The 12,805-nt window shown below is 69.6% G+C and carries 10 protein-coding genes; 7 read left to right on the top strand and 3 right to left on the bottom strand.

The window, feature by feature from the left end; all coding sequences use genetic code 11:
* Positions 1–17 precede the first annotated feature (17 nt).
* Positions 18–1,550, top strand: coding sequence for a UbiD family decarboxylase (locus tag H566_RS0106460; protein WP_028310799.1), 1,533 nt, complete (start codon positions 18–20; stop codon positions 1,548–1,550).
* Between the two features lie 98 nt (positions 1,551–1,648).
* Here the strand turns inward: H566_RS0106460 and H566_RS0106455 are convergent, their stop codons facing one another.
* Complete coding sequence (locus H566_RS0106455; protein WP_028310798.1) at positions 1,649–3,037, bottom strand: D-alanyl-D-alanine carboxypeptidase/D-alanyl-D-alanine-endopeptidase; 1,389 nt, start codon at positions 3,035–3,037, stop codon at positions 1,649–1,651.
* Between the two features lie 299 nt (positions 3,038–3,336).
* On the opposite strand from H566_RS0106455, the gene H566_RS0106450 reads away from it, so the two are divergent.
* The 3 genes from H566_RS0106450 (at position 3,337) to H566_RS0106440 (ending at position 7,550) form a co-directional block, all read left to right on the top strand.
* Positions 3,337–5,796, top strand: coding sequence for a DUF1631 family protein (locus H566_RS0106450; RefSeq protein WP_028310797.1), 2,460 nt, complete (start codon positions 3,337–3,339; stop codon positions 5,794–5,796).
* A 55-nt stretch (positions 5,797–5,851) separates the two neighbouring features.
* Positions 5,852–6,805 carry a LysR substrate-binding domain-containing protein gene (locus H566_RS23365; RefSeq protein WP_051378239.1) on the top strand — a complete coding sequence of 318 codons (954 nt, stop codon included), beginning with the start codon at positions 5,852–5,854 and terminating at the stop codon, positions 6,803–6,805.
* 247 nt (positions 6,806–7,052) lie between these two features.
* On the top strand, positions 7,053–7,550 hold the full coding sequence (locus H566_RS0106440; protein WP_034410944.1) for a Dps family protein: 498 nt from the start codon (positions 7,053–7,055) through the stop codon (positions 7,548–7,550).
* A gap of 111 nt (positions 7,551–7,661) precedes the next feature.
* Here H566_RS0106440 and H566_RS0106435 read toward each other — a convergent pair whose 3' ends face one another.
* Together H566_RS0106435 and H566_RS0106430 are read right to left on the bottom strand one after the other, a co-directional pair.
* Positions 7,662–8,654: an AAA family ATPase gene (locus H566_RS0106435; protein WP_051378237.1), complete on the bottom strand. Its 993-nt coding sequence runs from the start codon at positions 8,652–8,654 to the stop codon at positions 7,662–7,664.
* Positions 8,655–8,767: 113 nt separating this feature from the next.
* Positions 8,768–9,340, bottom strand: coding sequence for a hypothetical protein (locus tag H566_RS0106430; RefSeq protein WP_028310794.1), 573 nt, complete (start codon positions 9,338–9,340; stop codon positions 8,768–8,770).
* 142 nt (positions 9,341–9,482) lie between these two features.
* Here H566_RS0106430 and H566_RS0106425 point away from each other — a divergent pair, with 142 nt between their 5' ends.
* The 3 genes from H566_RS0106425 (at position 9,483) to H566_RS23355 (ending at position 12,795) form a co-directional block, all read left to right on the top strand.
* On the top strand, positions 9,483–9,785 hold the full coding sequence (locus tag H566_RS0106425; RefSeq protein WP_028310793.1) for an antibiotic biosynthesis monooxygenase family protein: 303 nt from the start codon (positions 9,483–9,485) through the stop codon (positions 9,783–9,785).
* A 7-nt stretch (positions 9,786–9,792) separates the two neighbouring features.
* Positions 9,793–11,295 (top strand): multidrug transporter subunit MdtD, encoded by a 1,503-nt coding sequence (gene mdtD, locus H566_RS23360; RefSeq protein ID WP_051378235.1) that lies wholly within the window; start codon positions 9,793–9,795, stop codon positions 11,293–11,295.
* A 249-nt stretch (positions 11,296–11,544) separates the two neighbouring features.
* Positions 11,545–12,795 (top strand): fatty acid desaturase family protein, encoded by a 1,251-nt coding sequence (locus H566_RS23355; protein WP_084544843.1) that lies wholly within the window; start codon positions 11,545–11,547, stop codon positions 12,793–12,795.
* Positions 12,796–12,805: the final 10 nt, after the last annotated feature.

The following is a 12,805-nucleotide window of genomic DNA, read 5'->3' as shown; positions in this document are numbered from 1 at the left end:
ATCATTTTAGGAAAGCTATGAAGTACCGCGATCTACGCGATTTCCTTAGGCAACTCGAGCAACGCGGCGAACTCCGCCGCATTGCCGCGCCGGTGTCGCCGGTGCTGGAAATGACGGAGATTTCCGACCGCGTGCTCAAGCGCGACGGCCCCGCGCTGCTGTTCGAGAACCCGGTCGGCCATTCGATGCCGGTACTCGCCAACCTCTTCGGCAGCACGCGCCGCGTGGCCTGGGGCATGGGCGAGAACGACATCCGGTCGCTGCGCGCGCTCGGCCAGCTGCTGTCCGACCTGAAGGAGCCGCAGCCGCCGCGTTCGCTGGCCGAGATCGGCAAGCTCGGCGGCCTCGTGAAGGCGCTGTGGGACATGAAGCCGAGCACGGTGCGCAAGCCGCCCTGCCAGGAAATCGTGCTGGAAGGACCGGATGTGGACCTCGGACAGATTCCGGTGCAGACCTGCTGGCCCGGCGACGCGGCGCCGCTCATCACCTGGGGGCTGGTGGTGACGCGCGGGCCGCACAAGCCGCGCCAGAACTTAGGCATCTACCGGCAGCAGGTGATCGGCAAGAACATGACGATCATGCGCTGGCTCGCGCACCGGGGCGGCGCGCTCGATTTCCGCGACTGGCGCATCAAGCATCCGGGCACCGACTTTCCGGTGGCGGTGGCGCTCGGCGCCGATCCGGCCACCATCCTCGGCGCGGTCACACCGGTGCCCGACACGCTGAGCGAGTACCAGTTCGCCGGGCTGCTGCGCGGCGCGCGCACCGAGCTGTCGAAATGCCTCGGCAACGATCTCCAGATTCCGGCGTCGGCCGAGATCGTGCTGGAAGGCCGGCTGACCGTCGCGACGCCCGAGCAGCTGCCGGGCTTGCAAGCGCTTTCCGCCGCGCCGCTCAAGATCGTCGACGGCTATCTGCATGCGCTCGAAGGACCCTACGGCGACCACACCGGCTATTACAACGAGCAGGAGTGGTTCCCGGTGCTGACGATCGACCGGCTCACGCGCCGCAGCGACGCGATCTATCACTCGACCTATACCGGCAAGCCGATCGACGAGCCGGCGGTGCTGGGCGTGGCCTTCAACGAGGTGTTCGTGCCGCTGCTGCAGAAGCAGTACCCCGAGATCACCGACTTCTATCTGCCGCCCGAGGGATGCAGCTACCGGCTCGCCATCGTGGCGCTGCGCAAGAGCTACGCAGGCCACGCCAAGCGCGTGATGTTCGGCGTGTGGAGCTTCCTGCGGCAGTTCATGTACACGAAGTTCGTCATCGTGGTGGACGACGACATCGACATCCGCGACTGGAAGGAAGTGATCTGGGCCATCACCACGCGCGTCGATCCGAGCCGCGACACCCTGCTCGTGGACAACACGCCGATCGACTACCTCGACTTCGCATCGCCGGTGTCGGGCCTCGGCTCGAAGATGGGCATCGACGCGACCAACAAGTGGCCTGGCGAAACCACGCGCGAATGGGGCACGCCCATCGTCATGGATGCGAAGGTCAAGGCGAAGGTGGATGCGATGTGGGGCGAGCTGGGGCTGGATTGAGCCGAGGGGCGCCGGCCGGGCTGCGCCCTCGCAGGTCGTCGGCCATCGGCGCGACGAACATCGCCAGACCGGCCGTTGTGCACGGGCGGGCCGCCGCCTCAGCCGTTGTCCGCCACCCAGCGGATCAGCGCGTCGTTGAAAGCGTTTGCACGCGGCACCTCGGCGCCGCTGACGATGCTCACCAGCACATAGCGCCGCCCCGACGCGCCCTGCACATAGCCGGCCACGGCGCGGGTTCCGTTGATCGCGCCCGACTTGATGTGCGCCGGCACCGGCGCGTCGGCGAGGCGGCGGCGCATCGTGCCGTCGCGCCCGACGATGGGCAGCGACGCGACCAGCTCGGCCTGGAAGGGCTGGCGCCAGGCCCAGGCCAGCAGGGCGGCGAGGTCGGTGGCGCGGATGCGGTCGATGCGCGACAGCCCCGCGCCGTTCTCGATCGCGAAGCCGTCGAACACGAAGCCGCGCGCGATCAGCCAGTCCACCACCGCCGTGCCGGCCGCGAGTTCGTCCGCGCCCGGGCCGGCCTGCTTCGCGCCCACGCTCAGGAACACCTGGCGCGCCATCACGTTGTTGGACAGCTTGTTCATGCCGACCAGCGCCTCGGCCAGCGTGGGCGAGTCGTGACGCGCGAGTTCGATGGCGTCGGCGGGCGCGGAGCCTTCCTCGATCGTGACCGGGCGCGCGAAGCGGCCACCCAGCTCGCGCCAGACCGTGTCGATCGCATCTCGCAGGTAGGCGTCGTGATCGCCGAGGCTGAGCCACCAGACGCGCGGGCCGCAGCTCGCGGGCAGCTCGCCGGTCACGCTGACGACACCGGCGTCGGCGCGCACGTCGATGGCCGACTTCCAGTCGCCGCAGGGCCGATCGGTGATGCGCAGGCGAGCGTCGAGGCGGCGTGACGGATCGGGCGGGTCGAGCACGACCGTCGCCCGGCCGTCGAGCGCGCCGAGCCGCAGCGCGCGCGCCTTGTAGCCGAGCAGCAGCGCGTCGGCACCGGTGTTGTAGGGCGCGAGACCTTCGCCGTCGAAGGCGGCATCGTCATGCGGCAGCGGCCGGAACACCGAGCGATCGACCACGACCGGCCCGTCCAGCGTGCGCACGCCGGCCAGCTTCAGCTCGCGCAGGCTGGCCCACAGGTCTTCGAGACGGAATTGCGGATCGCCGCTCGCGCGCAGGTAGAGCGGGCCGGCGAGCCGGCCGTCGCGCGGCAGCGCGCGCGCGGCGAAGCGAGTGGTCCAGCGGTAATCGGGGCCAAGCAGATCGAGCGCGGCGATGCTGGTGACCAGCTTCATCGTCGAGGCCGGCGCGCGCGGCAGCTCGGCATTGAGACGGGCGCGCAGCGGGCCACCGTCGAGCGGGATCACTTCCACCGCCGCCGCCTCGGGCGCGAGACCGGTGGCGGCGAACAGCGGCGCGAGCAGACGTGCGGAAGCGCCGCCCGGCAGAGCGGCATCCGACGCGCCGGCCGCCGCGTCGTCGGCTCGCATCGCCGCCACGCGTCCGTCCGTCCGGTCGCCGCTCCGCCCGTCGGGGCGAACCGGGCTGGTTGCGGACAGGCGCGCGACCACATCACCGCCCGCCGTGCCCTCCAACGGGAGCGCACGCTCACCCAAACCCCTCGTCTTCCCAGGTGGCGCCCCAGCACACCCCGCTGCGACGCAGCACGCGATCACGACCGCCGACAGCCTGATCGGTGAAATTGGCCGGCGCTTATCCAGCAAACTTGAATGTGAACTATGTCTCACTGCCATAAGATTTCCTGAGGCACACCGCTTGCAAGAACGGAATGAACACTGCTACGCGACCCGATCTGCCAGAACGGCGGACACAGCTGGAACAGGCCACCGACCTCGCGGTCGATGCCTTCGCGCGCTGTCTTCATGAAGTTCTGCCGCGCGTGGAGGCCGAACTCTACGCGGCGGCCGAACGCGAGCGCGACCGCACGCGCCAGGTGCGCCTGCTCGATGCGCAGCAGCTCGTGCGCCGGCACCGCGAATCGCTCGAGAACGCCTTCCGCCGCGCCTTTGCCGAGATCGTGCGCAGCCGCGTCACGCCCGGAGAGCGCCCGCCCACGCGCCCGACCGCCACCACGCCGCTGCTCGGCCTGAGCCTCGTCAACGATGCCGATGTCGAGGCCGAAGTCGTGGTGCGCCGGCTGGTCGAGCGCATGCGCAATCCGCGCGACGAGAAATCGGCCGAGACGCTCAGCGCCCTGGACGAGCGCGTCGGCTACCTGCTCGGCCGCGAGCATCTGAAGGATGACGAAAGCCCGCTCTCGCCCGAGGCGCTGGTGCGCGCGATCCAGCGCTGCTGCGAGATCCTCGACACCGAGAACGCAATCCGCGTCGAGATCCTCAAGTCCTTCGAGCAGGTGGTGGCGCCCGGCTTCGTGGCCGGCTTCGAGGCGGTCAACACCGGCTTCGTCCAGCGTCAGGTCCTGCCCGATCTCGCCGCCTGGCGTCGTGCCCGCGCCGAGTCGCGCCAGGGCCAGCACGACGGCGCCTATGCCAGCAGCGCGACCCAGCCGCTCGGTCGTCATCCGGCCGCGACCCAGCCTTTCGGCGCGCGTACCGCCGCCCATCCCGCCGCCGCGCCGGTCTCGACCCAGCCCGGCCTCGGCCGCAGCGCGCGCAACGGCATGCTCGCGGGCAATCTCAACACCGGCTCCTCCACCGGCGCCCAGATCGACACCCGGGGCGGCACCGGCCGCCACGACGTCCTGCCGCAAGACCTGCACGGGCATTACTCGCCGGCCGCCTCGCTCATCGACAGCTTCACGCTCTGGCGCGCGCGCCAGCCGGTGCGGCGTGGCCAGGGCGAGCCGACGCCCGACACGGTCTGGCCGGCCGGCCATCGCGCAGTGCTCGACGCGCTGCCGAGCCTGATCCCGGCCACGCCGGCGGTCGCCGCCGCGATGTCGGGCGTGGTGAACGCGCCGCTGTCCGACCTCAACCTGCTGCACCAGGTGCGCGACAACGCGCGCCGCGTGGGCGTGCCGACCGACGAGGAAATCCTCATCGACCTGGTCGCGCTGCTGATCGACAAGCTGCTCGCCGACGCGGTCATGCCCGAGCGCACGCGCCGGCTGATCGCGCGCCTCCAGGTACCGCTGTTGCGCGCCGCGCTGCTCGACCGCGCCTTCTTCGCGCGGCCCGAGCATCCGGCGCGCCGCCTGCTCGACGCGATCGGCCGCGCCGCAGTCGGCCGCGAACAGCCCGGCGAGGGCGACGCGCGCTTCTACGAGATGCTGTTCGACGTCGTCACGACGGTCGAGACCCGCTTCATCGACGACCTCGGCGTGTTCGAGCAGGAAATCGGCGTGATCGACGCCTTCCTCGCCGACGAGGCCGAGCGCACCGCCCTGCGCTATGCCCGCGCCACCGAGTTGCTGCGCCAGATCGAGCGGCGCCAGGCCGCCGACGCCCAGGTCGAGGCCCAGATCGACGAGGCGATGACCGGCACCACCCTGCCCGATCCGGTGCGCGGCTTCATCACCGGACCGTGGCGCCAAGTGCTGGTCGAGGCCGCCGTCTCGGGTGCCTCGGACGACACCCGTGCCGCGTTGCGCGATGTGATCTCCGACCTCGGCTGGAGCGTGCTGCCCAAGTCCGATCCGGCCGACCGCCAGCGTCTCGTGCAGCTGCTGCCGGGTCTGCTCAAGCGCATCAAGAGCGGGCTGCTGACCATCTCCTGGCCCGGCGAGGAGCAGAACCGCTTCTTCGCCGGCCTCATGCAGCTTCATTCCACCGCCGTGCGCCTGAGCGCGCCGCGCGCCGACGCCTTCGACAACGAGCGCTTCGAGCGCTTGGCCGCCCAGGTCCGCGCACTGCGCATCGACACCGACTCGACCGACCAGCCGCCGCCGCCGATCGCACCCGCCCTCGTGCGCGCGAGCGCCGAGGAATCGCGCCTGCCGCTGACCGTGCCAGAACCCTGGGCGCACAACCGCACCCTCAATGTCGTGCCGCTGCCGGCGGAGGAAGCCGACGGCTGGCTCGTCCAGCTGCGACGCGGTGACTGGATCGAGCGGCTTGACGGCAGCAAGCCCGCGCTGCTGCAACTGCGCTGGATCAGCCCGCTGCGCTCGCTCTGGCTGTTTACCGACCGCGCGGCGCAGAACGCCACCAGCTTCACGCCCGAGCTGCTGCGCGAGCAGCTCATGCTCAGGCTGATCCGTGTCGTGACCGATGCCCACGACCTGAGCGGCCGCGTCCTGCGCTCGGTGGAGGCGACGATTTCCGACTGAATCGCCAGCCATTCGGTGCTAGCCTTCGGCTATCGACGCTCTTTGCCCAATAGCCATGACGCTCACTGAACTGAAGTACATCGTCGCGGTCGCGCGCGAGCGGCATTTCGGCCGCGCGGCCGAAGCCTGTTTCGTCTCGCAGCCCACGCTGTCGGTCGCCGTCAAGAAGCTGGAAGACGAGCTGAACGTGCTCATCTTCGAGCGCGGCAACAACGAGGTGACGCTCACCGCGGTGGGCGAGCGCATCGTCGAGCAGGCGCGCCAGGTGCTCGACCAGACCGCCACCATCAAGGAGATCGCGCGCCAGGGCCGCGATCCGCTCGCCGGACCGCTGCGGCTCGGGATGATCTACACGATCGCGCCCTATCTGCTGCCCGCCCTGGTGCGCCGCATCATCGAGACGGTGCCGCAGATGCCTCTGCTGTTGCAGGAGAACTTCACCGTGCGGCTGATCGAGCAGCTCAAGCAGAACGAGATCGACGCCGCGATCATGGCCCTGCCCCTGCCCGACACCAGCCTCGCGACCGAATCGCTCTACGACGAGCCCTTCATCGTCGCCCTGCCGCGCGAGCACGCCTGGAGCCATCGCAAGACGGTGACGGCGGCCGAACTCAAGAACGAGACGATGCTCATGCTCGGCGCGGGCCACTGCTTCCGCGACCAGGTGATCGGCATCTGCCCCGAATCGACGCATCTCAACAGCGGCGGCGACGGCATCCAGCGCAGCTTCGAGGGCAGCTCGCTCGAAACCATCCGCCACATGGTCGCGTCCGGGCTCGGCATCACGGTGCTGCCGCAGACTTCGCTGGCACTCAACGGCCAGGACCCGCTGATCCGCTACGTGCCCTTCGAGGCGCCCGTGCCCGACCGGCGCGTGGTGATCGCCTGGCGCAAGAGCTTCACGCGGCCGCAGGCGATCCAGGCCGTGAGCGAAGCAGTGCGCGGCGTGATCCGCGACGGCCTGCTGCAAGGCGTGACGCCGGTCGAGAAGGTGGAAAAGGCGGCCTGACCGGCCATGCGCGCGGCAGCTGGTCGAAGCACCGCAGCTGTCTCCGGCACGCTGCCGGCCAGTGCGGTTGCCACCTCCGAAGCCCCCGTGCTGTCGGCCCGCGTTACCGGCTCGCGTAGGCGCGCACCGCCCGCCGAGCCCGATCTGTTGCAAGCCGTGCGTGGCTGTAGCCAGCGGTGAAACCTCTGCCGCGCGCGCCAACCCCGCCGCGAGCATGGCCTCTCCCAACCCACGAGAGGAAGCTCCCATGCCCGACAAGACCCCCACCCCCGACCGCGCCGGCATCAGCATCGGCATCCCCGACGCCAAGCGGCTGAAGGTGATCGAGCTGCTCAACACGCTGCTCGCCGACGAGGTGCTGCTGTACCTGAAGGCGCGCAACTTCCACTGGAACGTGCAGGGCATGCAGTTCGGCCAGCTGCACAAGTTCTTCGAGGACATCTACGAGCAGCTCGACGAGACGATGGACGACGTGGCCGAGCGCGCCCGTGCCCTCGACGGCAAGGCCGCCGGCTCGGCGGGCGAGATGCTCAAACTGTCACGGCTGAAGGAAAGCCCCGACACGCTCGACGCCATCGAGATGCTGCGCACGCTGCTGGCCGATACCGAGGCCGTCATCAAGTCGCTGCGCGAGGACTCTGAAAAGGCCGCCGACCTCGGCGATGCCGGCACCGAAGACTTCATGGTTGGGATCATGGAGGCGCACGAGAAGATGGCGTGGATGATCCGCGCGCACCTGCGCTGAAGCCCGGGCTGCAAGCGTTTGCAGCCGGACGTGACCTTGCCGGCCGTGCCATGCGCGCAGCCTGCAAGGCCGCGCCGCCCCGTCGTGCCCGATCGGCCGGCGTGGCTGCGCTCAAAACCCGATGCGTGCCTTCTTCACGCCGCGCTCGGTCTCGATGTCCTCGGGCCGGATCTCGTCGCGGCGCGCGAGCCGCGCGTTGCCGAAGGCGCCGGTCATGAGCCGGCGCATCTCGCGCGGGGCCACCCTGGCGAACTTGTCGAGCGCATCGTCGGACAGCCGCACCGGAAAGGCATCGCCCCAGCGATGCGATTCGCGGATCTCGCGGTAGATCGCCTGGGCGATGCGGCGCGCGGCCTCGGCATCGGGCGCGGCGATCTCGTACACGTTCATGCGGTTGAGGATGGGCTCGGGAATCGAGCGCGCATCGTTGGCCGTCGCCACCCAGATCACCTCGCCGGCATCGATCGGCACTTCGGCGAATTCATCGACGAACTCGCGCGCGGTGTCGATTTCGAGCAGCGAGTAGAGCGCGCCGAGCGGGTCGTACTGGCCGTCGCTGCCGGCCTTGTCGATCTCGTCCACGACCATCACCGGATTGGCGTAGTCGCCGTGCACGAGGGTGTCGAACACCTTGCCCGGCTTGGCGTTCTTCCACTGGCTTGACGCGCCCGACAGGACCCAGCCTGCCGTGAGCGAACTCATGCCGACAAAGCCGTAGCCCGTGCCGAGCATCCCCGACAGCCGCTTGGCGAAGTGCGTCTTGCCGATGCCCGGATCGCCGAGCAGCAGCATCGGCGTCAGCTCCAGCCGGTCGTCGGTGTTGACGCACAGCGCGACCTGCTTGCGGATGTCGTCGAGCACCTCGCCGAAGTTGGGCAGCTCGTCATACAGGTCGTCCATGTCGGGCAGCGACGCGGGCTTGACGCTGAAGCGCTGGCCGCCGGCCTTGATCATGCGTTCGTAGGTCGAGCGCAGGCTGTCGTTGGCGCTGTCGGCCAGATCGCCGAGCGCGCTCTCGACGGTCTGGGTGCGATACACCTCCTTGAAGGCGGCCACGGGGATGCCGGGCCTGCGCCCGGTGACGGCGGGGACGAGTTCACCCATTTCATTCGCTCCAGGATGACAAATCGACGGACGCCCCCACCGTTCGCAAATCGCGTGCCGGCACACTTGCGACAACATGCAGCGATCTTGCTGGCACTCGCCGGCAACGGCTGCTAACGGTGCCGATCCGGCACCAGCCGCCCGCCCGCCGCGCGCAGGCCTCGGCGCAGCTCGGCCACGAAGGGCAGGAACTCGATCAGGAAGGCCGCGCCGAGCACCGTCACCACATAGGCGGCGGGCAACGGATCGGGCTTGCGCGCGATCTCCCAGCGCGCCGGCTCGTCGCCGAGGCCGAGCGCTGCAAGCGCTTGCGGCCAGTGCAGCGCGGCGATCGTGAGCGCCGCCATGAGCGGGATCATCTCCAGAAAGCTGTGCACATGCTGCTCGAAGGGCGACACCCGTCGCCGTGTGACCGCATAGCTCACGTCCCACAGCGCCGTCGCCTCATGCACGAAGAACATCGCGAAGGCGAACACGATGACGAGCGCATTGATGTCGAGCAGCAGCCCGGCCACGAGGGCCGCGCCCACCTCGCCGAACATCAGCAGATGGATCAGCGATTCCTTGGCGCCCGCCGTGTGCTCGATGTCGCTGGCGCGATGGCAGAGCCAGTCGGCGATGCCGGCCGAGAACCAGAGCGGCATGAGGACGTAAAGCAGGATGAGGTGGGAGGGATCGGCGGGCATGATCGGCAGCCTGAAAAGCGGATGCCGCCGATTGTTCGCGCCGCGCGCCGGCCTTCGCCGCAGGCTTTGCAAGCGAATGCGCCGCGCCGCCCGACCGGGCTGCTAACCTGCCCGCCCCGAATCACTGTCAGGACAGCAATCCATGATCCTCGAACTCGCCGACCTCCAGATCCAGCCCGGCCGCCAGGCCGAATTCGACGCCGCCATCGAGCACGGCCTGCGCACCGTCATCAGCAAGGCCAAGGGCTTCAGCGGCGCCAAGGTGCAGAAGGGCATCGAGTCGCCCGAGCGCTATCTGCTCATGATCCAGTGGGCCACGCTGGAGAACCACACGGTCGATTTCCGCGAGTCGCCGGCCTTCGGCGAATGGCGCGCCATCGTCGGCCCCTTCTTCGCGCGTCCGCCGGTCGTCGAACACTTCGGGCTGCTGACCACGGTCGAATGAGCGCGCCGTGAAGCGCGAACCATCGCTGAGCCTGCTGCTGTGGGTCGTGGCCGCCGGCTTCTTCATGCAGGCGCTCGACACGACCATCGTCAACACGGCGCTGCCGGCGATGGCGCGCAGCCTGGGCGAAAGCCCGCTGCGCATGCAGTCGGTCGTCATCGGCTATTCGCTGACGATGGCGCTGTTCATCCCTGCTTCCGGCTGGATCGCCGACCGCTTCGGCATCCGCCGCGTCTTCCTCGCCGCGATCGCGGTGTTCTCGCTCGGTTCGCTGCTGTGCGCGCTGTCGCAGGCGCTGTGGCAGCTCGTCGCGGCGCGCGTGCTCCAGGGCGCGGGCGGCGCGCTACTGATGCCGGTGGGCCGGCTCGCGGTGCTGCGCCAGGTGCCGCGCGAGCGCTTTCTGGCGGCGATGAGCTTCGTGACCATTCCGGGCCTGGTCGGCCCGCTCATCGGCCCCACGCTCGGCGGCTGGCTGACCGAGGCGGCGTCCTGGCACTGGGTCTTCCTCATCAACCTGCCGGTCGGGCTGATCGGCGCCTTCGCCGCCGCGCGCGCGATGCCGTCGGGCCGGCTGGCCGAGAGTCCGCCCTTCGACCTGTCGGGCTTCGGCCTGCTGGCGGTGAGCATGGTCACGATCTCGATCGCGCTCGACGGCCTGGGCGAGATGGGCATGCGCCGCGCGACGGTGCTGATCCTGCTGTTCATGGGCCTCGCGAGCCTCGCGGGCTACTGGCTGCATGCGGCGCGAAAGGCCCAGCCGCTGTTCGCGCTGAGCCTGTTCGAGACCAATACCTTCAGCGTCGGCCTCATCGGCAACCTGTTCGCGCGCATCGGCGCCGGCAGCATGCCCTTCCTGATTCCGCTGCTGCTCCAGGTGAGCCTCGGCTACACGCCGATGCAGTCGGGAATGATGATGATCCCGACCGCCCTCGCCGCGATCGCGGCCAAGCGCGTCGCGGCCGGCGTGATCGGCCGCTGGGGCTACCGGCGCGTGCTGGTCGGCAACACGCTGATGGTGGGCGCGATGATCGCGAGCTTCGGGCTGTTCTCGCCCGAGCAGCCGATGTGGCTGCGGCTGGTTCAGCTCACGGTGTTCGGCGCGGTCAATTCGATGCAGTTCAGCGCGATGAACACCATCACCCTGCTCGACCTGCGCCAGGAGCAGAAGAGCAGTGGCAACAGCCTGCTGTCGATGGTGATGATGCTGTCGATGAGCCTGGGCGTCGCGGTGGCGGGCGCGCTGCTCGCGGCCTTCGGCGACGAGTACGGCGCGCATGACGCGGCGGCGGCCGGCGGCGTCGCGGCGGGTGCCGGCGATACCGAACTGGCGGGCGCGGCCGTGGCGGCGCATTCGGTGGCAACCGCCGCCGGCCACACGCTCGATGCCTTCCACGCGACCTTCGTTTGCGTCGGCGTCATCACCTGCGCGTCGGCGTGGGTGTTCGCACAGCTCGCGCCTGTGGCGCGCGACCGGGTCCGCGGCGGCGAGGACGCCTCCGAGCCGGGCTGACCTGCCTCAAACCCGGCCGCGCTGGCGGCCGGACGGGTATGGAATGTGGACGGAATTCCACCTTCGCACCGCCGACTGCCCGCAGAATCCGCGCTCCCGTTTCGCGCCGCCCGGCGCGCTCCCGGATCCAGTCAGTCAAGCGACTGCCCGCCTGCCCTTCCCCGCCTTCGTCCTGCCTGCCGCCATCGTCCGCCGACGCATGGCGCGGCATGTCGTGCGCCCCGGGCCGGCCGCCCAACCGCGACAACAATGACGATCACCGCCGAGTCCTCGCCGCCGCTGTCCCTCGCCGCCGCCTTCACCACCCATCGCACCGCTCTCCTGCCCGATCCCGCGCCCGCCGCGCCCGGCGCCCGCGCCGCCAACGACGCAAGTCCGCTGCCGCCCGGCTTCGACGCCGCCGCCTTCAAGCGCGACCTCGACGAGCTGCGCGAGCGCGTCGTGGCCGACCTCGGCCCGCGCGACCTCGCCCATCTGCGCCGCGTCGAATGGCGCGGCCGGCTCGCCACGCTGGCCGGCTACGCGACGCTGTGGCTGCCGCCCAATCCGCTCACCGCCTTCTGCCTGAGCTTCGGCCAGATCACGCGCTGGGGCTTGGCGCATCACATCCTGCATCGCGGCTACGACCGCGTGCCCGGCGTCGAGCCGCGCCACACCAGCAAGCTGTTCGCGCGCGGCAAGCGCCGCTGGCTCGACTGGTTCGACTGGATCCATCCCGACGCCTGGCACCGCGAGCACAACGTGCTGCACCACTACTACACCGGCGAGCAGGGCGACCCCGACCTCATCGAGCGCAATGTCGAATGGGTGCGCGAGTCGAAGGCGCCCAAGGCGCTCAAGTACCTGCTGGTGCTGCTGACGGGCCTGACCTGGCGTTTCACCTACTACGCACCGAGCACGATCAGCGTGGTCGATCCCGACGACACCAGCAAGGCCGCGCCGGCCGGCGCCAAGGGCATCAGCGTGCGCGACCTGTTCCGCTTCGGCCGACCGCAGGTGCGCAAGCTGTGGAAGAGCTGCTACCTGCCCTATGCGCTTGCGCATTTCGTGGCGCTGCCGGCGCTGTTCCTGCCCTTCGGCAGCGACGTCGCGCTGTTCGTGCTGGGCAACAAGCTGCTGGCCGAGGCGCTGCTGAACCTGCACTCCTTCATGGTGATCGGCCCCAACCACTCGGGCGAAGACCTCTGCCGCTTCGACCAGCACATCGGCAGCCGCGAGGAGTTCTACGTGCATCAGGTGCTCGGCTCGGCCAACTACGCGACCGGCCACGACCTTGGCGACCATGCGCAGATCTGGCTCAACTACCAGATCGAGCATCACCTCTTCCCCGACCTGCCGGCGCTCAAGTACCAGGAGATCCAGCCCGAGGTGAAGCGCATCTGCCTCAGGCACGGCCTGCCCTATGTGCAGGAAAGCATCGTCGAGCGCTTCCGCAAGATGGTCGACATCTGGGTCGGCAACACGAGCATGAAGAAGGTGCGGGTGTTTCCGGCCAGGTGACGGGAACAGG

This window comes from Derxia gummosa DSM 723 (assembly GCF_000482785.1).
GTDB lineage: Bacteria > Pseudomonadota > Gammaproteobacteria > Burkholderiales > Burkholderiaceae_E > Derxia > Derxia gummosa.
This window is presented reverse-complemented; position numbering and strand designations above follow the sequence as displayed.

Coding starts and splice junctions, on each gene's coding strand:
- H566_RS0106455 (WP_028310798.1), bottom strand. CDS start 3,037: ATGCGAGCCGACGACGCGGCGGCCGGCGCGTCGGATGCCGCTCTGCCG.
- H566_RS0106460 (WP_028310799.1), top strand. CDS start 18: ATGAAGTACCGCGATCTACGCGATTTCCTTAGGCAACTCGAGCAACGC.
- H566_RS0106440 (WP_034410944.1), top strand. CDS start 7,053: ATGCCCGACAAGACCCCCACCCCCGACCGCGCCGGCATCAGCATCGGC.
- H566_RS0106435 (WP_051378237.1), bottom strand. CDS start 8,654: ATGGGTGAACTCGTCCCCGCCGTCACCGGGCGCAGGCCCGGCATCCCC.
- H566_RS0106450 (WP_028310797.1), top strand. CDS start 3,337: ATGAACACTGCTACGCGACCCGATCTGCCAGAACGGCGGACACAGCTG.
- H566_RS23355 (WP_084544843.1), top strand. CDS start 11,545: ATGACGATCACCGCCGAGTCCTCGCCGCCGCTGTCCCTCGCCGCCGCC.
- H566_RS0106430 (WP_028310794.1), bottom strand. CDS start 9,340: ATGCCCGCCGATCCCTCCCACCTCATCCTGCTTTACGTCCTCATGCCG.
- H566_RS0106425 (WP_028310793.1), top strand. CDS start 9,483: ATGATCCTCGAACTCGCCGACCTCCAGATCCAGCCCGGCCGCCAGGCC.
- H566_RS23365 (WP_051378239.1), top strand. CDS start 5,852: ATGACGCTCACTGAACTGAAGTACATCGTCGCGGTCGCGCGCGAGCGG.